We start from the raw sequence: 24,688 nt of genomic DNA on the forward strand, positions 1-24,688 counted from the left end.
GGGGGGTCCGCTCTTCCGGGAAGACCCTGGCCCGACCCCGATCCGCCCCTGATGTCACATCAGTGACCCGCGTCAGGGTTCGCCTCGGGGCCCGGGTCGGGGATCCAGTTGCCGTGGAAGCCGAACGGGACCCGCCGCGGCAGATGGACCTCCGCCACCGGCGGCGCGGATATGTTCTCCGCGTCCAGGATCACCAGGTCGCTGGTGTCCTTGGCGGCGTCGTACACGTAGGTGATCAGCCAGCCGGGCCCGCCGGGACGGTCGTCGGCCGGTGCGAAGGCCGCCTCACCCGCCGTACGCCCGGGGCCGAAGTCGTGCCGGGTACAGGCTCCGGTGTGCAGGTCGTACCGCAACAGGGCGCTGGGGAACGCGCCGGTGCCCGGTGCCTCGCTGTGGGTCGCGTGACCGTAGCGGGCATCCAGGCCGGCGAGCCGGTCGTCGACTCGCGGGAACTCGCAGTACTGGTCGTCCAGTTGCTCCTCGGCCACCTTGCCGGTGACCAAGTCGATGGTCCAGCGCCACAGGGTGGAGGGCGACTTGCCCAAGAAGTCGGGGTACCGGGCCACGTAAAGAACGATCCGCTGTCCAGCCTCGTGGGCGTTGAGGGAGTGGAAGACGTAGCAGGGGTCGATGGCGAACCAGCGGACCTCGCCGTACGGGTCGTCGCGCCGCAGCACGCCCAGCCGTGCACCGTAATCCGGATCCCATCCGTAGGGCATGCCCGGCCGGTCATGGTCGAAGACGACCGGCAGGTCCATGAAGATCACGTGCTGGGCCGTGAGGTGGAAGTCGTGCATCATCGTGCCGCCCGGCACGTCGATCGGCCGGCTGACCACCAGCTCCCCGGCCGCGTCCGCCCGATGGTAGGTGAGGTAGGGCGGGGTCGGGCCGCTGTACCCGAAGAAGTGCAGCTCGCCGGTGGTGGGGCAGGTCTTCGGGTGAGCGGTCATGGCGGTCCCGAGCTTGCCGCCGAAGTCATGCGGGCCAAGGGTCTCCAGCTCATGGCCGGGCCGGCAGTCCAGCTCGTACGGGAAGGATGATTCGACCAGCGCGAGGGTACGTCCGGCGTGGCGGACTATGTGGGTGTTGGCGACACCCGCCGTCAGATCGATCCCTCCCTTGTCGTCGTAGAGGGGCGCGCCGTCGGTGAAGGTGGAGGTACGGACCCAGCGGTTGCGGTAGGACAGGGCCTTGCCACCCTCCAGGCGCACGCCGTGGACCATGCCGTCACCGAAGAACCAGTGGGGTGAGGCGGCGTCGTGCGGGTTGGGGCCGTTGCGGAGGTACCAGCCGGTCAGCTCGGGCGGGATTGCGCCCGTGACCGGGAGTTCGTGAGTGGTCAGCTCGTCCATCACCGGCGCGAAGTTGCCGGCCAGGTGCGGCGGGATCCCGGCCCCGGCACGATTCCCGCTGCCGGCGCTGGTGTTCGCGCCGGCACTGGCGTCGGCGCTGGTGACAGCGGTCTTACGGGTGTGAGGAGTTGTACCGGTCATGAGAGTCAGACCTCCTGGAGGGCATGGCGGTCACCCGCTCGCTGAAGGAAACGCGTCCGTGCGCGCTCCGGGTACACCGAGGTGAAGCGGATCGGAAGCAGAAAACCGATGATGTGGACGATGACCGAGTAGGTCATGGGCAGCTCATAGGCGGTTATGAGGGCCTGGGCCATCGCCGACAGAGTGAAGGACGCTGCCCAGGCAGCGGTGATCACGACGTTGATGCGGTAGAAGAGCGGCACCTTCCACACCTCCGGCGGCACCATCCTGCGGGCGATGGCCAGGGTGAACGGCTGCCGTGCCGCGATCGAGCCCCAGGCGAGCACCGCCAGCCACCCCGACGACAGCGCGCCGCTGTAGTCCTTCACAGGACTGTCGGGGCTCAGGAAGGCCAGCGCCGCCAGCGCCGCGAAGTAGGCGATGGTGCCGTAGTCGAGCAGGCGGTCCTTGAGGGAAAGGCCGATGGCGCGGTCCGCGACGAGCAGTCCGCCGCCCAGCACCAGACCTGTCAGAGCTCCCCACTGCCATCCGGCCGAGGACACGACCGCGTAGGCGATCCACGGGATGAAGCTCCGCAGGTAGTTCATTCTTACTCCCCCAGTCACGGCGACATTCCAACTTCGACATGTCGAAGGTAGAGGGTCCACGTTTGACATGTCAACACTGGAAGGTAGTGTTCTGGTCATGAGCCTCCGACACGCCGTTCTGGGATTGCTGGCCGAAGCGCCCGCCAGTGGCTACGACCTGATGAAGCTCTTCGACGCCTCGCTGTCGCACGTCTGGCCGGCCACACAGAGCCAGGTCTACGGAGAGCTGAACAAGCTCACCGCCGCGGGCTTCGTCGAGGTGGTCGCGCACGGCCCGCGCGGCCGTAAGGAGTACGCCCTCACCAGGGAGGGCCTGTCCGAACTGCAGCAATGGCTCGTCGAGGTCGAGCCCAGCAGGCCCCAGCGCCACGACATGCTGCTGCGCGTCTTCTTCCTCGGCGTCCTGACGCCCCTGGAAGCCCGTATGTATCTCCTGCACCAGGCCGAGCGTGCCGCCCGGGCCCGTACCGGCTACCAGCAGGTCCTCGACGGCGCCGACTGGGACGACGAGATGATCTCGGTGTATGGCCGGATCGCGCTGGAGTACGGGCTGCGCATGACCGCCATGCAGGAGGAGTGGGCACGCTGGGCCGCCGACGAGATCAACTCCGAGCGGGCCCGGAAGGCCGCCGAATCGGCCGGGACCGTCGCGTCGGAGCTGTCGTCCAAGGCCACACCGAAGGACGAACCGGAGCCCCGCACCGCGGCGCCGAATTCCGCGTCGAAGCCCCCGTCGACGTCCGCGTCGGACGTCCCTTCACCGGACGCCCCCTCATGGAACAACCCCTCGACGGAGGACTCCTCGTCGGACGACAACGCTCCGGGCGACTCCGCTCAGGAGCGCCGGACCGCGGCAGCAGGGCCCCGGAAGAAATGAAGTGACCGGCGGCGGGCGATACGACACTGTGGCCTGATGGACGAAAAGCGCTCCGTACGCATCTCGAAGTACCTGGCCAGACACCTGCGCCATGAGCCTGAACGGATCGGCATCACCCTTGACGCCCAAGGGTGGGTGCCGGTCCAGGAACTGCTGGACGCCGCCGCCGGGGGCGGTTTCCCGTTCTCCCGCGCCGAGTTGGAGGCGGTCGTCGCCGACAACGACAAGCAGCGGTACGCATTGGTGGACGGCCGTATCCGCGCCAACCAGGGCCACTCCGTGTCCGTCGACCTGGGTCTGCCCGCCGTCGAACCACCCACCGTCCTCTTCCACGGCACGGTGGTCCGTAACGTCGCCGCCATCCGTGACCAGGGCCTGCGGCCCATGTCCCGGCAGGCCGTACATCTGTCCCCCGACCGCGGAACCGCGGTCCGCGTGGGCTCTCGGCGCGGCAAGGCCGTCGTCCTGACCGTAGCCGCGCGGTCGATGCACGAGGCCGGGCACACCTTCCGGGTCAGCGCGAACGGGGTCTGGCTCACGGAACGGGTACCGCCGGAGTTCCTGCGTTTCCCGGGCTGAGAGCCTCGCCGTTTCCCGGGCTGCAAGCCTTGCCGCTTCCCATGCCCGAAGCCTCGCCGTTTCCCAGGCAGAACGCCTCGCCGCGGCCCGCCTCCGAGCCCGGCCTACTCCGCGCTCCCGGCCGGCGCGAGCGCCCCGTACAGGAAAAGGTCGACCAACTCCCGCGTCTTCACGAGGCCGGCCTCCCCCGGAACCGAGACACGGCCCAGTGCGAGGAACACCTCCGCCAGCACCTCCGGTGCCATCCGCAGGCGTTCACGCTCGGGCGCGAACAGCCCGGCCACGGCAGCCCTCGGCGCGGCCATCGCGTCCTCACGGCTCATAGGCGCACCGTCGGTCCCGGCAGCCCCGGCCGTCCCATCCGGCCTGGGCGTCCCATCCGGCCCAGGCGTCCCGGCCATCCTTTCCGTACCAGGAGTACCGGCCTGCCCGTACGCTCCTCGCCCCCGCTGGTAACCAGTCGCGTGCAGCGCGCCGATCACCGCTCCGATACGGTCCAGATGGCCGCGCATCGCATCCAGCGCCTCGGTCAGGCGCTCGGCCAGCGGCTGCTCCAAGGAGATCGCGGAGAGCCCGGCGAGCAGCTCGTCCGGCCTCAGCGCCTCGGCCACACAGGCCGCCAGCAGCGCTTCCTTGTCCTCGAAGACACGGAAGATCGTGGCCTCACCGATGCCCGCGGCCCGGGCGATCTTCGCGGTGGTCACCGCCGTCCCGTACTCGGCCACCAGCGGCAGTGCCGCCGCCACGATCATCGCCCGGCGCTCGTCGGGAGCCATTCCCGGCGCGCGACGCCGGCCCGTTGTGTCAGCCATGCGCCCAACATACGAAAATCCCGGCCCCGGAGGCCGTGCCGGCCCTCGCGATTCTCACAGCGGACGCACCCATCACGTCCAACGCGTCCATCACATTTAACGCGTCTATCACATCCAACCCGTCCACCACATCCAACGCGTCCACCACAAGCATCACGCAAACACCCACCAGCAGACGTCACAGCCCGGGAGCTCCCCACACCGGGAACCACCGCGTCAGCTCCTTCTCGATCACCAGGTCGTCCGTGAGCGTCGCCCGCACCTGTAGTTCCAGCGCGTTGTCGCGCTTCTCGCCGGCTCCCGCCAGTGGCGCGAAGGGATAGAACGTCCCGCGCTTGTAGAGGTAGACCAGCGCCAGCGCCCGTCCTTGGGCCTGCTCATCCACCTCCCCCTGATCGCGGGCCCGCCCACGCCCCTCGCCCCACCCCTGGTCCTCGGCCTGCCCCGGATCGTCACGGAACCCCAGCAGGGAACAGAGGAGCTGCGGCCCGAATCCGGACTCCTCCAGCAAGGTGTTGACCGCATGCAGGTCGTTCACCAGGCCGGCCGTGTCCTGCGGCGCGTGCCGCGCGAGCAGCCACGTGTAGCCGTACGCGTCCTGGCTGTACTCCACCGGGGCGTCCAGCAGGAGCTGTACGTCCTGGCGGATCTGTTTGAAGGCACCTCCCTCGACACTCGCGAAGCACACCGAACCCGCACCCGTGGGTACGAACCCGGCCGCGGCCTGGAGGGTGACGGCGGCGGACGGAAGCGCGAAAAGCTGATCGAGGTCGGGCCGCACCGGCTTGCTGCGCCCGAGAATGACGTCCAGAAATCCCATGACACCACGGCTCCTTGTCCGGCTTTACGACGTCTCAGGCACCCAGCCCTCCGGCCCCAGCCCCCGGCCGCAGACCCCAGGTCCCAGATCCCAGGCCCCGGGCGCTCATAGGCCACCGGCGCACTCACCGCCCCTCCACCAACTACGGCCGCCCCAACTGAGCCGAGATCCGGGCGAGCTGTTCCAGCCGCTGCTCCAGCGTCGGGTGCGAGGACAGCAGCCGCCCGAAGCTCTCCTTGGTGAACGCCGGCGCGAAGTAGAAGGCGTTGAACGGCTCTGCCTTGCGCAGGTCGCGGGTCGGTATCCGCGCCATCTGCCCCGTGACCTTGGTGAGCGCGGCGGCCAGCGCCGACGGGCGGCCGGTCAGGAGCGCGGCGGCCCGGTCGGCGGACAGCTCGCGGTAGCGGGAGAGCAACCGGGTCAGCAGATAGCTGATCACATAGACGACCGCACTGACCGCCGTAACGATCAGTACCGCGATCGCCGCGTTGTTGTCCCGGTTGTTGCGGCCGATGCCGCCCCACAGCGCCGCCCGCGTGATGACGCCGGCCAGTACGCCCAGGAAGGACGCGATGGTCATGACCACCACATCGCGGTGCGCCACATGAGACAGCTCGTGCGCCAGGACGCCCTCCAGCTCCTCGGGCTCCAGTCTGCGCAGCAGACCCGTCGTGGCGCACACCATCGAGTTCTCGCGGTTCCGCCCGGTGGCGAACGCGTTCGGCAGGTCCGTGTCGGCGATCGCCACCCGCGGTTTGGGCATGTCGGCCAGCGCACACAACCGGTCGACCGCGCCGTGCAGTTCCGGCGCCTCCTGCGGTGTGACCTCGCGCGCTCCCATACTGAAGGCCGCGATCCGGTCGCTGAACCAGAACTGCGCGACGAACATGGCGCACGCGATGAGCAGGACGAACACCCAGGCGCCCTTGATCAGCACCACCAGCGCACTCACGACCACCACGTACAGCAGGCCGATGAGGAACATCGTCGTCACCATGCGCGAGGTCAGCCCGCGGTCCGGGGCGAATCGGGTCTGTGCCATGGCTTCTCAGTCCTCCAAACCGCGCAGTCGGAGTCCGTTTCACGCGCACGGTCCCTGAGCCACGGGCCCGCCCGTGCTCCCGTGCTCCCGTGACCCGATTCTCCCCCTTCCCTCCCCTTTACGGGGTAAAGCGCAGGCCAGGGAAAGTGACGTTCTGCGTTTGCCCCGGGCAGGGTTGAGCCCCGGTCGGCGCGGGGATATCTCCGAGGCGTGGGATGCCCGCGCGGCGTACGGTCCGTACATGCATCTGAGCACCGTGATACTTCCCGTCCGCCGTTGGTCCGATGGCGGAAAGGAGATGTGGCAGCGCGCGGAGGCGCTGGGGTTCCATGCCGCCTACACCTACGACCACCTCTCGTGGCGCAGCTTCCGTGACAAACCGTGGTTCGGCGCCCTGCCGACGCTGACCGCCGCCGCGGTGGCCACCGAGCGGCTGCGCCTGGGCACCCTGGTCACCTCACCCAACTTCCGGCACCCGGTCACGCTCGCCAAGGAACTGATCTCGCTGGACGACATCAGCGGCGGGCGGATCACGTTGGGGATCGGCGCCGGCGGCTCCGGCTTCGACGCCACCGCTCTCGGCCAGGAGCCCTGGACGCCGCGCGAACGGGCCGATCGCTTCGCCGAGTTCGTACCGCTGCTAAATTCGCTGCTGACCCAGGACGTCGTCACGTACGAGGGGAAGTTCTACTCGGCGGACGGGGTGCGCAACATCCCGGGCTGTGTGCAGCGTCCGCGGCTGCCGTTCGCCGTCGCCGCCACCGGTCCGCGCGGGCTGAAGCTCGCCGCGCGGTACGGCCAGGCGTGGGTGACCACCGGAGACCCCAAGACCTCGGCGACCGGCACGCCCGCGGAGTCCCTGGAGGCGATCCGCGGGCAGATCGAACGGCTCGACGCGGCCTGCGCGGAAGCCGGCCGCGAGACCGGCCGGAAGGCGGGACACGAGGCCGGGTACGAGGTCGGGCATACAGCCGGGCACGAGGCTGGGCATGCGGCCGGGTACGAGGCCGGTCATGAGGCAGGCCGCCGCCGCGCCGGCCGCCCGGACAGGATTCTGCTCACCGGCTTCACCCCGGACCGCCCGCTGGAGTCCTTCGACGCCTTCGTGGACTTCGCCGGCCGCCACGCGGAGCTGGGCTTCGACGAGATCGTCCTCCACTGGCCGATCGCCGACTCCCTCTTCGCGGCCGATCAGAAGGTCTTCGAGCGCATCGCGACGGAGGGACTCGCACAGCTCGCCTGAGAGACGGCGCTGCGCCCGGTCGCGTATGAAGTCTCGGGAGCGCCCTGCGGCGTACGAGGCCGGGCGCCATCGCGTACGAAGCCGGGCGCCCCGCCGCATACGAGCAGGCGCCTCTTTGGAGGTAGGTACGGCCCGGACGCCGCGTCGTACGTATGGAGCCGACCGGCCGGGCCCTCCGGTGGTGCGCACCAGGCGGCCCCGGCCCTGGCCCCGGCCCTGGCCCCGGCGGCGACCGTACGGGTTCGGCCGCCCCCTGGACGGAATCCTCGCCCTGTAAAGCTCATGCGGGCGCCCCACCGCCCGCCTGTGCGCGCATATGCGGGAAGATGGTCTCCGTGACTGAAGACCCCGCCGCTTCCGCCTCGGCGTCCCGGCCGGCCCGTCCGGTCCGGTTGATCGCCACCGACCTCGACGGCACGCTGCTGCGGGACGACAAATCGGTCTCGGACCGTACGATCGCCGCACTCGCCGCCGCCGAGCGGGCGGGCATCGAGGTCTTCTTCGTCACCGGCCGGCCGGCCCGCTGGATGGACGTGGTCAGCGACCACGTGCACGGGCACGGGCTGGCGATCTGCGCCAACGGCGCGGCCGTCGTCGACCTCCACCGCGGCCGTCGCGTCATCGACTGCAGCCCGCTGGCCAGGACGGACGCGCTGGCCGTCGTCCACGCGCTGCGCTCCGTCGCCCCCGGCACCTCCTTCGCGGTCGAGCGGACGAACGGGATCGACTACGAGCCGGGGTACCCGCCTCTCCAGTTCGATCCGACCGCCGTCATCGCCCCGGCCGACAAGCTCCTCGCCGAGGCCGGGGAGGGGAAGGCGGAAGGGGCATGGCAAGGGGAAGCAGACGGTGAGGAAGGGGAAGGGGAAGGAGAAGGGGGCACGGAATCGATATCCGCCGCCGGTTCCGCCACCACAGCCACCGCCGGCACCGACACGGGCACCGACACCTGCACCGGCACCGGTCCCGGCAACCCCGCCACTCCCGCCGACGGGCCCGTCATCAAGCTCCTCGCCTTCCACCCGGACATGGACCCGGACGCCTTCCTCACCCTGGCCCGTACGACCGCCGGCGCGCACGCCTCCTTCACTCGCTCCAGTCCGACGGCACTGCTGGAGATCAGCGGCCTTGGTGTCAGCAAGGCCGGCACGCTCGCGCGCTGCTGCGCGAAGCGCGGGATCGCGGCGGAGGAGGTCGTCGCCTTCGGGGACATGCCGAACGACCTGGAGATGCTGATCTGGGCGGGAACCTCGTACGCGATGGCCAACGCCCACCCGGACGTGCTGGCCGCCACCACGCACCGTACGGCGAGCAACAACGAGGACGGCGTCGCGGCCGTCATCGAGCGACTCATCGAGCAGCGCGCCCAGTAGGCCCGTACTCGGACCCACGCCTCACCGCCCGTCCCACACCCAACCGTCCACCCGTTCCCCATCCCCGTTCCCCGTTCTCCCGTTCACTCATTCACAACCGCACACCCCGTTTACGCAGCCACGGCACCGGGTCGATACCCGACCCCAGAGCCGGCGTACGCCTCACCTCGAAGTGCAGATGGGGCCCGGTGGAGTTGCCGGTGGTTCCGGAGAGCCCGATGCGCTGGCCGGGCCGTACCCGCTGTCCCACGGCCACCATCGCGGCGGACAGGTGCGCGTACTGCGAGTACAGCCGCTCGCCATGCCGCACCACCATGCTGATTCCGAAGCCATCGCCGCAGGTCAGGCCGACGACCCGGCCCCAGCCGACGGACTGTACGGAGGTGCCGGCCGGCACCGCGAAGTCCTGGCCCGTGTGGCCCTTGGCCCAGTGGCCGCCCGCGCCCCCGAAGGACGCCGACAGCCTGTAGTGCTCCACCGGCCGGGTCCAGCCCCGACGCGAGGCGGACACCGGGGCGAGGGCCGCGGCGGCCGAGACAGCGGTGCCGGGGAGGACGCCGCAGTCCCCGCCGACGGCCGCCCTGCGCGCCAGCACCTGCAAACGGGCACGCGCCGTGTCCAGGCCCCGGCTGAGGCGCCCGTACTTCCTCGCGAGCCGGTCGCGGCGGGCGTCGAGCTCCTCCAGACGGGTGGCCGCCGCCTCCCCCGCCACCGCCAGCCGCCGGCTCTCCCGCAGCGCCTCCCGTGCCCGCCGGGCCAGCGCGCGCTGACTGCGTACGGCCGCCCCGCGCGCCTGGGCCGACGACCTCGGTACGGAGGCAGCCGGAGGCCGTGCCGCGAACGGCATGACGCTGCCGGTCCGGTACTGCTCATCGGCCAGCCGCCCCACCGTCCGGTGCAGTTCGGCAGCCGCACGGCGCTCACGGCGCAGCGCTGCCATGAGCCGGCGGGTCACGGCCCGCTGGACGCGCGCGGCCCGGCGCTCCCGGGCGTACGAACGCGCCGCCCGCCGCTCGACCTGGTCAAGCTCGATCACCTCCAGGCTCACATCGGCCAGCCGCTCGGCACCACCACGCGGCGCCGGGGCCCCTGACGACCGCATCTCCGGTTGCCGCCCCGGCGCGGACGGGCCGTCCGGAGAGGAGTCGTACGGGGACGAGGCGCGCGAAGAAGGAGCAGGTGAAGAGGGGGCGGGCGATGACGGGGCGAGCGGAGCCGGAGGGCCCCAGGGCGTGTCGGTCAGGGGCGCGTCAGGAAAGGGCGCGTCCATGGAAGACCTGTCGGGGAAGGACGTGTCGAGGCCGGGCATGTCGAGGTCGGGCATGTTGAGCAGCGGTGTACGGGAGAGGGCGCGCCGTACGGCCTGCCGTACGTCCACCGGATCCGGCACCCCCGACCGGTCCCGCACCCACACCGGCGGCCCGGGGGGCTCCGGTACGCGCGCCGGGGCTCCGGGGCCGGGCCGCCCGTACGGACGCATGGGCTGGGCGGCGGACGGCCCGGCCACACCGAGGACCGTGGCCAGCAGCACCGCTGACAGGAGCGGCGCACCCGATCGAACCAATAGAGCCGGACACATATGCAGATACTTGCCCTTATCGGACATAAATCTCTAGTAACCGGCTCCGGTCCCCCTCGCAAGGCCCCGAACGGAGCAGTGATCAAGCCCCCATACGCCGCACGCGCGGTGCATCCGCTCTCGCCGCATTCTCAGCGCACCCGCCCTCGCCGCCCGCAGCGGCCGACGCCTCACAACGGCGCCTCCCACGTCACCATCGTGCCCGCCCCCTCGTCTCCCAGCCCCGGCCCGTACGTGCTCGAACCTCCCAGGGACTGAGCACGCTTGGCGAGGTTGTGCAGCCCGCTGCGGCGACCGCCCTCCGGGATGCCGACGCCGTCGTCCGCGACCGTCAGCCGTACCCCCTCCCGCCCGTCCGGCAGGGTGACCGTCGCATCGACGACGACCTCGATACGGGACGCCCGGGCGTGCCGGAAGGCGTTGGACAGCGCCTCGCGCAGCGCCGCGATCAGGTTTTTGCCGGTGCGCTCGCCGACCCGCGCGTCCACCGCCCCCACGAAGCTGACGGACGGCTGGAAACCGAGCGGTACCGCGGCCGTCCCGATCTCGCGCAGCACACGGGTACGCAGCCCGGACGGCGCCTCGGAGGGGCCCTGCTGCAGCGCGAAGATGGCCGTACGGATCTCCTGGATCGTCACGTCGAGTTCGTCGACGGCCCTGCCCACCTGCTCTTTCACCTTGGGCACGACGGACCGGCGCTGCGCGCTCTCCAGCATCATCCCGGTCGCGAACAGCCGCTGGATGACCAGGTCGTGCAGGTCCCGGGCGATCCGGTCGCGGTCCTCCAGGACGGCCAGCCGCTCGCGGTCGCGCTGGGCGTCGGCCAGCACCAGCGCCAGCGCGGCCTGGGCCGCGAACTGCGTGCCCAGCGTCCGTTCGGCCGGGCTGAAGGGCCGGCCACCGCGGGCCCGGGGTGTCGCCAGGGTGCCCAGCACCCGGCTTCCGCTCTTGAGCGGCAGCATCATGCTGGGGCCGAAGCGCGAGGCGATCTCCGTGACCATGCGCGGGTCGGTGGCCGAGTCGTCCACGAACACCGGCTCGCCGGCCAGCAACCGCGCCGCCACAGGACTGTCGGGCGGCATCCGCGTCCCCAGGATTCCCGCCGGGTCGTCGGCCGAGACGGCGACGATCTCCAGGCCGCCGTCCTCGTCGGGCAGCAGCACGATCCCGGCTGCGGAGTCCGCCAGCCGCCGCGCCTGCTCGGCGACGACCGCGAGGGCGTCGTCCACGTCGCTGCCCGCCAGCAGCGCGGTGGTCACGGCGACCGAACCGTCGATCCAGCGCTCGCGCTGCCGGGTGGCCGCGTACACGCGGGCGTTGTTGATGGCGATCCCGGCCTCGGTCGCGAGCACCCGCACCATGTGCAGATCGCCTTCGCTGAACTCGCCGCCACCACGCTTCTCGGTCAGATACAGATTGCCGAAAATCTCTCCCTGGACGCAGATCGGCACCCCGAGGAACGTACGCATCGGGGGGTGCTCCGGGGGAAAGCCGGCCGACCGCTCGTCCTGCGACAGGTCCGCGAGCCGCAGCGACCGCGGGTCGTGGATGAGCGCGCCGAGCAGGCCCTTGTGGCCGTCGGGCAGGGCACCGATACGGCGGCGCTCCTCGGCCGTCACGCCGTACGTGACGAAGTCCGACAGGCCCTCGCGCGCGTCGTCGACGATGCCGATCGCCGCGTAGCGGGCGTCGGCCAGCTCCGCGGCGGTCTCCGCGATCCGGTCCAGGGTGATGTGCAGATCGAGGCCGGCGCCGACGGTGCGCATGGCCTCCAGCAGCCGCGGCACCCGCGCCGTCAGTTCGGTCGACAGCCCCTGGAGGCTGCGCGCGGCCTCGGTGGCGGCCTCCATGGGGTCGGAGTCCGCGGAAGCCGTGGACTCCGGGGCCGGCGGTGGGTCGGAGGAGCCCGCGGGTTCTGAGGGGCCTGCCGTGGCTGCCATGCCCCGAGCCTAATTAGTCGCTTTTTCCGAGGAAATTCGAGAACAGCCGCCTGTACGGCCAATGGCCTTATGCCGCAGACACCGCCTGCGCGTCCCCGGTCTGCTCCGCCACGGTCCGTTCGCGCTCCAGCATCCGTCGGAAAGGTCCGTCGGCCGCCGCCAGCTCCGCGTATGTCCCGTGCTGCACGGCCCGTCCCCGGTCCAGGACCAGCACCTCGTCGACCGCCTCCAGCCCCGTCAGCCGGTGGGTGATCAGCACCGTCGTACGGCCCTCGGTCGCCGCCAGCAGATCCGCGGTCAGCGCGTCGGCGGTGGCCAGGTCCAGGTGCTCGGCGGGCTCGTCCAGGACCAGGACGGGGAAGTCGGCGAGCAGTGCGCGGGCCAGCGCCAGGCGCCGGCGCTGGCCACCGGACAGCTTGGCACCGTGCTCGCCGACCATCGTGTCCAGGCCGTCCGGCAGTCCGCGCACCCAGTCCGCCAGCCGGGCCTGCGCCAGCGCCCGCCACAGGTCCGCGTCCGGCCCGTCGTCCTCACCACCGTCATGACTGCCGTCGCGGTCATCGGCTCCGCCCGCTCCCTCCGTACGGGCCGCTCCCTCCGTACGGCCTGCTCGGTCCGTACGGGCCAGGCGCAGGTTCTCCCGCAGCGAGCTGTCGAAGATGTGGGCGTCCTGGGCACACAGCCCGACGAGCCGGCGTACCTCGTCGCCGTCCACGGCCTCGGCGTCCGCTCCGCCGAGGCGGTACGACCCGGCCTCCCGGTCCAGGAAGCGCAGCAGCACATGGGCGAGGGTCGTCTTGCCGGAGCCGGACGGCCCGACCACGGCCAGCCTGCGGCCGGCGGTCAGGGTGAATCCGACGCCGTCCAGCGCGGGACCCCGCTGCCCCGGATGGCGCGCACTCACGCCCTGTACGACCAGCGGGAACGGTGATCGCGGAGCCGCCGTCGCCGTCCCGGGCCCGGGCTCACGCACCGGCGCCGGGGCGTCCAGCACCTCGAAGACCCGCTCGGCGGAGCGGCGGGTGCGCTGCCGGTACTGCACGGCGAGCGGAAGCCCGGCGACGGCCTCGAAGGCGGCCAGCGGTGTCAGGACGACCACCGCCAGGCAGACGCCCTCCAGCCGGCCGGCGTGTACGGCCTGGACGCCTGCCACGGCCGCCGCCGCGACGGTCAGCCCGCAGATCAGCGCAGACAGACCGGCACCGGCACCGGCCGCGGAGGCCGACCGGGACGCCAGCCGGGTCAGCTCCGCGTCGGCCTGCCGGGTGTGCTTCGTACGGGTCCTGAGCGCGCCCGCGACGGTCAGTTCGGCCGTACCGGTGAACAGGTCCAGGACCCGCGCGGACAGGGCACCCCTGGCCGGGGCCAGTGCCCGCTCGGCCCGGCGGGCCAGCGCTCCGGATACGGCGGGTACCGCGACGCCGGCCAGCACAAGCCCGACGGCCAGGATGGCGCCCGCCTCGGGCAGCAGCCATCCGGTGAACCCGACGGCGCCCACGCCGACCACCACGGCCGTGCCCGCCGGCAGCAGCCAGCGCAGGAAGTAGTCCTGCACGGCGTCCACGTCCGCCACCAGCCGCGACAGCAGATCACCGCGGCTGCGCCGGTGCAGTCCGGCGGGCGCGAGCCGCTCCAGCCGCCGGAAGACGGCGACGCGGACATCCGCGAGCATCCGGAAGACCGCGTCGTGCGCGACCAGCCGCTCGGCGTACCGGAAGAAGGCCCGGCCGATACCGAACGCCCGGGTGGCCGTGACCGCCACCATCAGATACAGGACCGGGGGGTGCTGTGCCGCCCGGGATATCAGCCAGCCGGAGGTCGCCATGAGGCCGACGGCGCTGCCCAGGGCGAGGCTGCCCAGCAGCAGCGCGAGCCCGAACCGGGCCCACCGCGTCCGTGCCGTGCTCCGGAGCCGTGCCAGCGGATGCGACGGCCGCCGCACACCGGGGCCACGCCCGCCCATCAGCTCCGAAGCCGATTCCGCGCCCGGTTCCGAAGTCGATTCAGGGACCGGTGTCGATTCCGGGGCCGGTGTCGAGGCCGATTCCGGGGCCGGGGCCGATGCCGGAACCGCGAGTGCAGCGGCGTCCCGGCTCACCCGCGCGCCGACCGCCGCCGGATCCCCCTCGACTGCGCCGGGGACCGGCTCCGCGGGCCCCGTCAGCCGGACCGTGCGCGAGGCCACGGACAGCAGCGCCGGGCGGTGCACGATCAGGAGGACCGTACGGCCGGCCGCCAGACGGCGCACGGCCTCGACGACCGCGGCCTCGGTCTCGCCGTCCAGGTTCGCGGTCGGCTCGTCGAGCAGCAGGACCGGACGGTCGGCGAGGAAGGCCCGGGCGAGGGCCAGGCGTTGCCGTTGGCCCGCCGAGAGCCCGGAGCCGCCCTCGCCGAGCAGGGTGTCGGCACCGTCGGGCAGCGCGGAGACGAAGTCCAGCGCACCGGCGTCCCGGAGTGCCGCGCGTACCGCCGCGTCGTCGGCGTCCGGGCGGGCCAGCCGTACATTCTCGGCGATGCTGCCGGCGAAGAGGTAGGGCTGCTGCGGCACCCAGGCGATCCGCTGCCGCCAGCGGTCGGGATCGACGGTGGCCAGGTCCCGGCCGCCGGCCAGCACCCGGCCCTCGGTCGGCTCTGTGAAGCCGAGCAGCACGTTCACCAGCGTCGTCTTGCCGGCGCCGGACGGACCGACCACCGCCACCGTCTCGCCGGGACGAACCTCGAAGGAAGTCTGCGGCAGGGACGGAACGGACCGGCCGGGGTGACGAACGACCAGCCCCTCGACGGCCAGTGCGCAGCCGTCCGAACTGGCCCCGTCCGCACTGCCCCGGCCGGAAGCGCCACGATCCGAAGTGCCACCGTCAGAAGTGCAGCCGTCCGAAGCGCCCCCGCCACACGTGCCGCCGTCCGGCACACCGGTCAGCTCCGCGACCGAGGGAGCGGCCCCACCTCCGTGTCGGCGCGGCTCCGTCTCCAGTACCGCGAAGATCTCCTCGGCAGCCGCCAGCCCCTCCGCCGCCGCGTGGTACTGCGCGCCGACCTGCCGCAGCGGCAGATACGCCTCCGGCGCCAGGATCAGCACCGTCAGGCCGGTGCGGAGGTCGAGGTCGCCGTGGACCAGGCGCATGCCGACGCCCACCGCGACCAGTGCCACCGAGATCGTGGCAAGGAGTTCCAGGGCGAAGGAGGAGAGGAAGGCGATACGCAGGGTCCGCAGCGTGGCACGGCGGTAGGCGCCGGTGATGGAGCGGATGGACGCGGCCTGGGCCTTGGCGCGCCCGAAGACCTTGAGGGTGGGCAGTCCCGCGACGACGTCAAGGAAGTGTCCGGAGAGCCGGGAGAGGAGCTGCCATTGGCGGTCCATGCGGGCCTGGGTCGCCCAGCCGATGAGGACCATGAACAGCGGGATCAGGGGGAGGGTGAGGACGATCGTGACCGCGGATATCCAGTCACCGGCCACGATGCGGGCCAGGACGGCGACGGGGACGACGACGGCCAGTCCGAGCTGCGGCAGATAACGCGCGAAGTAGTCGTCCAGGGCGTCGATGCCGCGGGTGGCGAGGTTGGTGAGTTCGCCGGTGCGCCGGGTGCCCAGCCAGCCGGGCCCCAGCCGTACCGCCCGCTCCAGGAGCCGGGTCCGCAGTTCGGACTTCACCGCGGCGCTCGCCCGGTGTGCGGCCAGCTCCGTGAGCCAGGAGACCAGCCCCCGCCCGACGGCGAAGACGGCCAGCAGCGTGACCGGTGTGCTCAGGTCCCCAAGGCTCTGGCCCCGCTGGAACGCACCGACCACGATCTCGGCGATGAGCATGGCCTGGCCGATGACCAGGCCCGCCCCGGCAAGCCCGAGCACCACCACCGCGACCAGGAAGAGGCGGGTGGCGCGGGCATACCGGAGCAGGCGCGGGTCGACCGGTTTCACGTGAAACAACCGTCCTCGTAAGCCACTTAGGGCTGTTACCAGTTGAGTTACTGTCGGACGAATCGTTGTCGGTTCGTCCGACCATCAGCGGACAGGAGCCGCTCGGACCGGTGCGTCGAGCCGACCGGGGAACCGACGCCCCTGCACCGGCTAATGAGCCTCGGCGATGTGCTGGGTGCCGATGCGCTTGCGGAAGACCCAGTACGTCCACCCCTGGTAGAGCACCACGATCGGCGTGGTGATGCCGGCACCCCAGGTCATGATCTTCAGGGTGTACGGACTGGACGAGGCGTTGCCGACCGTCAGGCTCCAGCTCTCGTTCAGCGAGGAGGGCATGACGTTGGGGAAGAGGGACAGGAACAGCGTCGCGACCAGGGCCACGACGGTGACGCCGGAGAACGCGAATGCCCAGCCCTCCCGTCCGAGGCGGTTGGCCCCCAGCGCCGCGAGGAGCGCGGCCACCGCGACGATCACGGTGGCCAGGCTGGCGCCGTCACCCTTGTCGATCTGGGTCCAGGCCAGGAAGCCGGCCAGGAGCACCGCCGTGACCAGGCCGAGGACGGTCGCCATGGCGCGCGCCCGGTCCCGGATGCCGCCCAGCGTCTTGAGCGAGGCGAACACCGCACCGTGGAAGGTGAACAGGCTCAGGGTGACCAGTCCGCCGAGGATCGCGTACGGGTTCAGCAGGTCCAGCAGCGTCCCGACGTACTCCTTGTGCGCGTCGATCCGTACGCCGCGCACGATGTTGCCGAAAGCCACGCCCCACAGCAGCGCGGGGATCAGCGAAGCCCAGAAGATGGCCCGCTCCCAGTTGGCCTGCCAGCGCTCCTCGGGCCGCTTGGCGCGGTACTCGAAGGCGACACCGCGCACGATCAGGCACAGCAGGATGAGCAACAGCGGCAGGTAGAAGCCGGAGAAGAGGGTGGCGTACCACTCGGGGAAGGCGGCGAAGGTCGCGCCGCCCGCGGAGAGCAGCCAGACCTCGTTGCCGTCCCAGACCGGTCCGATGGTGTTGATCAGTACCCGCCGTTCGCTCCGGTCGCGGGCGAGCAGCTTGGTCAGGACGCCGATCCCGAAGTCGAACCCTTCCAGGAAGAAGTATCCGGTCCACAGGACGGCGATGAGGACGAACCAGACGTCGTGGAGTTGCACGGTCGCCTCCTAGTACGAGAAGGCCATCGGCCGGTCGGCGTTCTGCTTGTCGCCGCCGATCCGGGTGGGCGGGTTGAGGTCGGAGTCCGTCAGTTCCTGGGGTCCGGCCTTGACGTACTTCACGAGCAGCCGGACCTCGATCACGGCGAGCACCGCGTACAGCAGGGTGAAGGCGATCATCGAGGTGAGCACCTCGCCCTGAGAGACGCTCGGTGAGACCGCCGCGGAGGTCTTCAGGACGCCGTAGACGGCCCAGGGCTGGCGGCCCGTCTCGGTGAAGATCCAGCCCCAGGAGTTGGCGATGAGCGGGAATCCCAGGGTGAGGAAGGCCAGTGACCAGTAGCCCTTGCTCAGCTTCGCGCCCAGCACCTTGTTCCTGGTCAGCGCGAGGTTCGGAGGCTCCTCGTCGCCCGTACGCAGGGCCGGCGCGAGCCAGAGCTTCTTGCGGGTCAGCCACAGTCCGATGACACCGACGCCGAAGGAGGCCATGCCGAAGCCGATCATCCAGCGGAAGCCCCAGTAGGCGACGGGGATGTTCGGCCGGTAGTCGCCCGGCCCGAACCGCTGCTGCTCGGCCTTGTTGACGTCGTTGATGCCGGGGACCGGCGAGCTGAAGTCGTTGTGGGCGAGGAAGGAGAGCAGACCGGGTATCTCCACAGCGACCTTGTTGTGGCCCTTGTCGACGTCTCCGTAGGCGAAGACCGAGAACGGCGCCGGCTCCTCCTTGTCCCACAGCGCCTCGGCCGCGGCCATCTTCATCGGCTGCTGCTTGAACATGACCTTGCCGAGCGAGTCGCCGCTGATGGCGGTGAGGGCGCCCGCGATGACCAGGGTGACCAGGCCGAGCCGCAGCGAGGTCCGCATGACCCTGACGTGCTTCTTGCGCATCAGGTGGAAGGCGGAGATGCCGACCATGAACGCGGCGCCGGTCAGGAAGGCGGCGGTCAGGGTGTGGAAGACGACGACCAGGGTGGTGTCCTGGGTGAGCACCTTCCAGAAGTCGGTCAGTTCCGCGCGCCCGTTGGCCGCGTTGTACTTGTAGCTGACCGGGTGCTGCATCCAGGAGTTCGCCGCGAGGATGAAGTACGACGAGAGGATCGTGCCGATCGACACCATCCACATGCAGAAGCAGTGGATCTTCTTGGGCAGCTTGTCCCAGCCGAAGATCCACAGGCCGATGAAGGTGGACTCGAAGAAGAACGCGATGAGCGCCTCGAACGCGAGCGGCGCGCCGAAGACGTCACCGACGAAGCGCGAGTAGTCCGACCAGTTCATGCCGAACTGGAATTCCTGGACGATGCCCGTGACCACACCCATCGCGATGTTGATCAGGAAGAGCTTGCCCCAGAACTTGGTGGCCCTGAGGTACTTCTCGTTCCCCGTTCGCACCCAGGCGGTCTCCAGTCCGGCCACCAGCGCGGCGAGCGAGATCGTCAGGGGGACGAAGAGGAAGTGGTAGACGGTCGTGATGCCGAATTGCCATCGCGCCAGGGTCTCCGGCGCCAGGGCCAGTTCCACGGTGTCTCCTTACGTCGCCAATGAGCTGCACCGTTCGCCCTCTTTCACCCCATAGAAATGGGACATAAGGGAGCGCTTGTGAACGCGTTCACATTCACAAGCAATTATGACGCACCCCTTTCCGGCCAATCCCACGGGGGGTAGGTGACCGCCGTCACGCGCAAGAGCCGGGTGGGGTGGCCATTCGGCCCCTACCCGCAGGGGTGCCAGAACCTGTACAAAACCTCACATATGCGGATACGGGCAACAAAAAGCCGGACCGGCAACCCGCTCACGCGGCTCCGGCCCGGCCCTGCTCGTCTATCCCGGCCCCTCACATCTCCTTGCGGAACTCCTCGGCGGCCTTGAGGAACAGGTCCATCGCCTCACTCTCGCCGATCGTCACCCGTACCCCCTCGCCCGGGAACGGCCGGACGACCACGCCCGCCTGCTCACACGCCGAAGCGAACGCCACCGTACGCTCCCCCAGCCGCAGCCACACGAAGTTCGCGTGCGTCTCGGGCACCGTCCACCCCTGCGCGACCAGCGCCCGGAACACCCGGTCCCGCTCGGTGACCAGCGCGTCCACCCGCTCCATCAGCGCCTTGGAGCTGCGCAGCGAAGCCACCGCGGCCTCCTGGGCGAGCTGGCTCACCCCGAAGGGCACCGCCGTCTTGCGCAGCGCCGCCGCCACCGGCTCGTGCGCCACCGCGAAGCCGATCCGCAGGCCCGCCAGTCCGTACGCCTTGGAGAAAGTGCGCAGCACACACACATTGGGCCGGTCCCGGTAGAGCTCGATGCCGTCCGGCACATCGGCGTCCCGGTTGAACTCCCGGTACGCCTCGTCCAGGACCACCAGCACGTCCGCGGGCACCCGGTCCAGGAAGGACTCCAGCTCGGCCCGGCGCACGACCGTACCGGTGGGGTTGTTGGGGTTGCAGACGAAGATCAGACGGGTCCGGTCGGTGACCGCCGCGAGCATCCCCTCCAGGTCGTGCACCTCGTCGGAGGTCAGCGGCACCTGCACGGGCGTCGCGCCCGAGACCTGGGTGATGATCGGGTACGCCTCGAACGAGCGCCACGCGTAAATCACTTCGTCGCCCGGTCCGGCCGTGGCCTGCACGAGCTGCTGGGCCACCCCCACCGACCCGGTCCCGGTCGCCAGATCCGTGACGGGTACCGAGAAGTGGTCCGACAGCTCCGCCATCAGGCCCGCGCAGGCCATGTCCGGGTAGCGGTTGAAGGCCCCGGCCGCGGCGACCGCGCTCTCCAGGACGCCCGGCAGCGGCGGGTAGGGGTTCTCGTTGGAGGACAGCTTGTACGTGACGGGGCCGCCCTCCGCGGCCGGCCTGCCCGGCTTGTACGTGGGGATGCCGTCCAGCACAGCACGCAGCTTCGGGGTCTTCTCGCTCACCGCAGGTCCTCCTCGACCGTCCCGTACGTCTCCAATACTGCACACCTTATGAGGATTGGACCGCCAGGCGTAGAGCCTGCGGCGGGCTTTCGCACCGGCTGCCGGCGCGGCCTTCGAAGGGGCTGCCGACAGGGTCCCCGGCGAGGGGCGCCGAGGGAACCGCCCCCGCGCGCATCCCCAGGGGGGCGCTCCCCGCCATGTCGTGCGCCGGTGGCTCACCCCGTGGCGCGCATCCCTCGTGAAGGTGACATGAGACCTCTTCGAGACCTGTACCAATCGCCAGGCGGAACCCGTCGGACAGGGAACAGACTCCCGACAGCAAAGCCAACTTCCTTTGTTTCAGAGGGCATTTGGCGGATGTTGGCATGCAGAAACGTGCCTTTCCACAGTTTCCCGCATCGACCCGCGGAGGGACCGGCCGAGCCCTACTATCGGCTCGCCATGACAGCAGCAGGGAAGCACCAGGTGAGCCGGTCGACCGGTCGCCGGCTGGGGCGGGCAGGCATCCGGGACGTGGCCGCCGCAGCCGGGGTATCCATCACGACTGTCTCCGACGCGCTCAACGGCAAGGGCCGGCTTCCGGATGCCACCCGTCGCCACGTCCGCGAGGTCGCCGACCGGTTGGGCTACCGCCCCTCCGCCGCCGCCCGCACCCTCCGTACCGGCAAGTCGGGCCTCATCGGCCTGACCGTGACCACGTATGGGGATGAACCTTTCACCTTCACCGAATTCGCGTACTTCGCCGAGATGGCCAGAGCCGCCACCTCCGCCGCCCTGGCCCGCGGCTATGCGCTGGTCATCCTCCCCGCGACCTCCCGCCACGACGTCTGGTCCAACGTCGCCCTCGACGGCACCGTCGTCATCGACCCGGCCGACGGCGACCCCGTCGTCACCGAGCTGGTACGGCACGGCATCCCCGTCGTCTCCGACGGCCGCCCCGGCGGCGCCCTCCCCGTCACCGGCTGGGTCGACAACGATCACGAGGCGGCCGTCCTCGGCCTCCTGGACCACCTCGCCGACGCCGGAGCCCGCCGTATCGGGCTGCTCACCGGCACCACCACGGACACCTACACCCGGCTGTCCACCACCGCCTACCTGCGGTGGTGCGAGCGGATGGGCCAGGACCCGGTGTACGAGTCCTACCCCGCCCACGACCCGTGCGCGGGCGCCGTCGCCGCCGACCGCCTGCTGGCCCGTCCGGACCGTCCGGACGCCGTCTACGGCCTCTTCGACCCCAACGGCACCGACCTGCTGGCCGCCGCCCGGCGCTACGGCCTGCGGGTTCCCGACGACCTCCTGCTGGTCTGCTGCAGCGAGTCCACCGTCTACGCCACCACCGAACCGCCCATCACCACCCTCTCCCTCAAGCCCCGCCGCATCGGCACCGCCGTCGTCCAGCTCCTCATCGACGCCATCGAAGGCCTGGACAGCGGGCGGCAGGTCGAACAGGTGATACCGACCGACCTGATCGTGCGGACCTCCTCACAGCGCAGATCGCCCCGTACGACCGTCAGCCCTCCGCGCGGACCGTCCGCCCCCTGACGAGTCACTTCCCCGGCGATGCGTACGTCATACGAGGGCGCCCGGGCGGCAGGCCGACGGCGCTCGCCGTCGGCCGGGCCCGCTTCCCGCATGGAGAAAAACAGGGTGATCCAGGGATAAAACAGCAGCGAACGCCGGTCACCGGCCGATTGACCACCCCCGGGTGCGTCACAACCCGCGAGCGGCGTTCCTATGATGGGGCGCACGACACCACGGACCGCCGTCGACCAGGCAAGGTCCGCGAGGTGCACGGCGGCGCGATGGTGGAGGGGTCGATGACTCAGGGGGCCGGTCAAGGACCCATGGTGTGGACCATGGGGGCACAATCCGAGGCTGTGCCCGAACGTCCCGGGCCGCCTTCCGGCCCGCCTCCCATGCCACTGGCGCCACCCCCGCCCGTACCCCCTGCCGCGGTGCCCTCCGAGCTGCCCGACGGTTACACCCCCACCGCCCGTGACCTGCCGGTCATCGGCGCCGGCGGCGGGAGCCGTATGGACACCCACCGCACGGACGTCAACCGTACGGACACCCTCATCGACCACCCGGCCGTCGACCACCCGACCGTCGACCTGTCCGCCGTACCCGAAAGCGCCCTGCCCGCCCCCCAGACACCCGAGGGGCCGGGCCCGCTGTACGTGGTCGGCGACGTCCACGGCTATTACGACGAGCTGCGCCAGGCGCTGGCCGCCGAGGGCCTGATCGACGCCGACGGCAAATGGGCCGCGGGCAACACCCGCCTGTGGTTCCTCGGCGATTTCACCGACCGCGGCCCGGACGGCATCGGCGTCATCGACCTCGTCATGCAGCTCTCCGCCGAGGCCGCGGCGGCCGGCGGCTACTGCAAGGCGCTCATGGGCAACCACGAGCTGCTGCTGCTCGGTGCCAAGCGCTTCGGCGACACCCCTGTCAGCTCCGGCGCCGGCACCGCGTCCTTCCAGGCCGCCTGGCTGCTCAACGGCGGCCAGAAGAGCGACATGGACCGCCTCCAGGACCACCACCTCCAGTGGATGGCCCGCCTGGACGCCGTGATGGAGGAGGACGGACACCTGCTCCTGCACTCCGACACCACCGCCTACCTCGAATACGGCGAGACGATCGAGGACGTCAACGACACCATCCACGAAGTACTCACCCGCAGCGACGCCGACGAAGTCTGGGACCTGTTCCGCAAGTTCACCAAACGTTTCGCCTTCCGCGACGAGGCGGGCCCGCAGGCGGTGCACGAACTCCTGGACGCTTACGGCGGCGAACGCGTGGTGCACGGCCACAGTCCCATCCCGTACCTGCTCGGCGAGGTCGGCACGGAGGACGGCGAAGGGGAAGGCATCGCCGTGGAGGGACCGCACGTCTACGCGGACGGGCTGGCCATCGCCATGGACGGCGGTGTCACGATGGCCGGAAAGCTACTGGTCGTGCAACTGCCCCTGACTGGCTGACCGTTGACCGGGCAGGGTTACGCAAGGTCGGCGGTCGGCTGATCGGAGGAGAAAGCGGGTCAAACCCGGTCGCGGCCGGGCTCTATTTCGGGAAACACCCTGTCACCCCGTGCCGGGGGCGCTCTACCATCGGTCTTATCCGTAGCAGGCTCTCCTCCGTTTCCGCCCACTGCCCGGCCACAGCCGGCCTGTACGGCCCTACGGAGCATCGGGGGATGCACATGAACAGCGCTCCGCACCTGCTGAACGAGGACCGCGCGGAATTCGCGCGGATCCTCGACGAGGCGCTGCGTACCGCGAATTACCGACCGGAGCAGGGCTCCGCGGCGGGAAAGCACCTCAACACCGAGCAGTTGCGCACCATGGCGCTCAGCGCCACGACCGCCATCGCCGCATGCGCGACGGCCGAGTACCAGCACTACGTCAAGCTGCGTGAAGAACTGCGCGCACCGGCGCCCGCCCCTTCCGCCGTCACCGCGAACGGTGGCACCAACGGGGCGCCGGGCACGTCCTCGTCGTCCGGCGGCACCGGCCCGGCCGAAGCCGTGGGTTCCGTGGGTGAGGTCACGCAGTCCTCGGGAGCGGGCCTGGCCGCCATGATCACGGTCCTGGCCCCGGTCCTGGCGGCGATCGCCGCCGTTCTCTTCCTTCTCGTCGGGTACGTGCTGCGTACCCTCGGCCCCGACCGGTCCGCCGCCCAGCCCATGATCAGCGTCGGCTGGGTGTTCGCGGCCCTGGCCGTCGCGGGTTTCCTCGTGGCCATGACGGGACTGATCGTCACGGCACTGCGCAACGGCTCGACCTCCACGCCGGCCAAACGCCGGGGCAGCCTGGCCCGCGAGGTGGACCTCGCCCGGGACGCGTGGCGGCAGGCGCTCCTGGAACGCGGTCTGCTGCCGTTCCTGCGCGAGGCACTGGCCGATCCGCCGTCGTCCGGGGCATCCGGAACATCCGGGTCGTCCGGGTCCGGGACACCTGGACCGTCCGGGGCGCCCGGCTCGTCCAGCTCGTCCGGGAAGACGAATCATGATTCGTCCCGGTACGTCCCACAGCGTGGCAGCGACGGCGAGAGCCGCATCTCGCCCCTGGGCTATACGCGTCCCAACTTCACCAGCCCGGACGGCGGACCGCCCGCCGGGCCCCGGCCCCACTTCACCAGCCCGGGGTTCACCAGTCCCGACTACGGCGGTCCGGACCACCAGCCCGAGTAGCGAGCGGTCCGGGCAGCGACACGGCCGGCTGTCACAGCCGGCCGGAGAACGGATCACCGCGGGTACGGCCCCGCCCGCACCGGTGGGGCCGGCCCCTGGGTGCCGGCCCGGCCTGCCTGGCCTACCTGTGCCTGCCTGCCGTACCCGGTGTGTCCGGCATGCCCGGTGTGCCCGG

18 protein-coding genes are annotated in these 24,688 nt (G+C 70.9%); 7 read left to right on the forward strand and 11 right to left on the reverse strand.

Annotated features, from left to right (window positions below):
* Nucleotides 1-59: 59 nt before the first annotated feature.
* Both KGS77_RS16660 and KGS77_RS16665 read right to left on the reverse strand, forming a co-directional pair.
* On the reverse strand, nucleotides 60-1,352 hold the full coding sequence (locus tag KGS77_RS16660; protein WP_242587507.1) for a carotenoid oxygenase family protein: 1,293 nt from the start codon (nucleotides 1,350-1,352) through the stop codon (nucleotides 60-62).
* Between the two features lie 146 nt (nucleotides 1,353-1,498).
* Nucleotides 1,499-2,080 (reverse strand): hypothetical protein, encoded by a 582-nt coding sequence (locus KGS77_RS16665; protein WP_242582289.1) that lies wholly within the window; start codon nucleotides 2,078-2,080, stop codon nucleotides 1,499-1,501.
* Between the two features lie 97 nt (nucleotides 2,081-2,177).
* On the opposite strand from KGS77_RS16665, the gene KGS77_RS16670 reads away from it, so the two are divergent.
* Nucleotides 2,178-2,957 carry a helix-turn-helix transcriptional regulator gene (locus KGS77_RS16670; protein ID WP_347404501.1) on the forward strand — a complete coding sequence of 260 codons (780 nt, stop codon included), beginning with the start codon at nucleotides 2,178-2,180 and terminating at the stop codon, nucleotides 2,955-2,957.
* A gap of 36 nt (nucleotides 2,958-2,993) precedes the next feature.
* Nucleotides 2,994-3,536 carry an RNA 2'-phosphotransferase gene (locus KGS77_RS16675; protein ID WP_242582292.1) on the forward strand — a complete coding sequence of 181 codons (543 nt, stop codon included), beginning with the start codon at nucleotides 2,994-2,996 and terminating at the stop codon, nucleotides 3,534-3,536.
* A gap of 104 nt (nucleotides 3,537-3,640) precedes the next feature.
* On the opposite strand, the gene KGS77_RS16680 is transcribed toward KGS77_RS16675, so the two are convergent.
* The 3 genes from KGS77_RS16680 to htpX all read right to left on the reverse strand — a co-directional run bounded on the left by KGS77_RS16680 (nucleotide 3,641) and on the right by htpX (nucleotide 6,210).
* Nucleotides 3,641-4,348: a TetR/AcrR family transcriptional regulator gene (locus tag KGS77_RS16680; RefSeq protein WP_242582295.1), complete on the reverse strand. Its 708-nt coding sequence runs from the start codon at nucleotides 4,346-4,348 to the stop codon at nucleotides 3,641-3,643.
* 178 nt (nucleotides 4,349-4,526) lie between these two features.
* Complete coding sequence (locus KGS77_RS16685) at nucleotides 4,527-5,168, reverse strand: hypothetical protein (protein ID WP_242582299.1); 642 nt, start codon at nucleotides 5,166-5,168, stop codon at nucleotides 4,527-4,529.
* A 142-nt stretch (nucleotides 5,169-5,310) separates the two neighbouring features.
* On the reverse strand, nucleotides 5,311-6,210 hold the full coding sequence (gene htpX / locus KGS77_RS16690; protein WP_242582302.1) for a zinc metalloprotease HtpX: 900 nt from the start codon (nucleotides 6,208-6,210) through the stop codon (nucleotides 5,311-5,313).
* 241 nt (nucleotides 6,211-6,451) lie between these two features.
* Here htpX and KGS77_RS16695 point away from each other — a divergent pair, with 241 nt between their 5' ends.
* Nucleotides 6,452-7,453, forward strand: a complete 1,002-nt coding sequence (locus tag KGS77_RS16695) for an LLM class flavin-dependent oxidoreductase (RefSeq protein WP_242582318.1) — start codon at nucleotides 6,452-6,454, stop codon at nucleotides 7,451-7,453.
* Nucleotides 7,454-7,788: 335 nt separating this feature from the next.
* Entirely contained in the window at nucleotides 7,789-8,826 is a 1,038-nt protein-coding gene (locus tag KGS77_RS16700) for an HAD hydrolase family protein (protein ID WP_242582321.1), read from the forward strand.
* A gap of 91 nt (nucleotides 8,827-8,917) precedes the next feature.
* Here KGS77_RS16700 and KGS77_RS34635 read toward each other — a convergent pair whose 3' ends face one another.
* From KGS77_RS34635 to hisC, 6 genes are all read right to left on the reverse strand, one after another.
* Nucleotides 8,918-10,357, reverse strand: a complete 1,440-nt coding sequence (locus KGS77_RS34635; RefSeq protein ID WP_277994231.1) for a M23 family metallopeptidase — start codon at nucleotides 10,355-10,357, stop codon at nucleotides 8,918-8,920.
* Between the two features lie 218 nt (nucleotides 10,358-10,575).
* Complete coding sequence (locus KGS77_RS16710; protein WP_242587508.1) at nucleotides 10,576-12,255, reverse strand: GAF domain-containing protein; 1,680 nt, start codon at nucleotides 12,253-12,255, stop codon at nucleotides 10,576-10,578.
* 157 nt (nucleotides 12,256-12,412) lie between these two features.
* Nucleotides 12,413-16,261, reverse strand: coding sequence for a thiol reductant ABC exporter subunit CydD (cydD, locus tag KGS77_RS16715; protein ID WP_242582324.1), 3,849 nt, complete (start codon nucleotides 16,259-16,261; stop codon nucleotides 12,413-12,415).
* A 150-nt stretch (nucleotides 16,262-16,411) separates the two neighbouring features.
* A complete protein-coding gene (cydB, locus tag KGS77_RS16720; RefSeq protein ID WP_242582326.1) occupies nucleotides 16,412-17,413 on the reverse strand; it encodes a cytochrome d ubiquinol oxidase subunit II in 1,002 nt (333 codons plus the stop codon).
* 9 nt (nucleotides 17,414-17,422) lie between these two features.
* Nucleotides 17,423-18,931 carry a cytochrome ubiquinol oxidase subunit I gene (locus KGS77_RS16725; RefSeq protein ID WP_242582329.1) on the reverse strand — a complete coding sequence of 503 codons (1,509 nt, stop codon included), beginning with the start codon at nucleotides 18,929-18,931 and terminating at the stop codon, nucleotides 17,423-17,425.
* A gap of 313 nt (nucleotides 18,932-19,244) precedes the next feature.
* A complete protein-coding gene (hisC, locus tag KGS77_RS16730; protein WP_242582331.1) occupies nucleotides 19,245-20,324 on the reverse strand; it encodes a histidinol-phosphate transaminase in 1,080 nt (359 codons plus the stop codon).
* Nucleotides 20,325-20,765: 441 nt separating this feature from the next.
* Here hisC and KGS77_RS16735 point away from each other — a divergent pair, with 441 nt between their 5' ends.
* From KGS77_RS16735 to KGS77_RS16745, 3 genes are all read left to right on the forward strand, one after another.
* Nucleotides 20,766-21,866, forward strand: coding sequence for a LacI family DNA-binding transcriptional regulator (locus tag KGS77_RS16735; RefSeq protein ID WP_242582335.1), 1,101 nt, complete (start codon nucleotides 20,766-20,768; stop codon nucleotides 21,864-21,866).
* A 260-nt stretch (nucleotides 21,867-22,126) separates the two neighbouring features.
* The gene (locus tag KGS77_RS16740; RefSeq protein WP_242587509.1) at nucleotides 22,127-23,302 is read left to right on the forward strand and encodes a metallophosphoesterase; all 1,176 of its coding nucleotides are present in this window, start codon (nucleotides 22,127-22,129) and stop codon (nucleotides 23,300-23,302) included.
* Nucleotides 23,303-23,517: 215 nt separating this feature from the next.
* Entirely contained in the window at nucleotides 23,518-24,513 is a 996-nt protein-coding gene (locus KGS77_RS16745; RefSeq protein ID WP_242582338.1) for a hypothetical protein, read from the forward strand.
* Nucleotides 24,514-24,688 lie beyond the last annotated feature (175 nt).

It is taken from the genome of Streptomyces sp. MST-110588 (assembly GCF_022695595.1).
Taxonomy (GTDB): domain Bacteria; phylum Actinomycetota; class Actinomycetes; order Streptomycetales; family Streptomycetaceae; genus Streptomyces.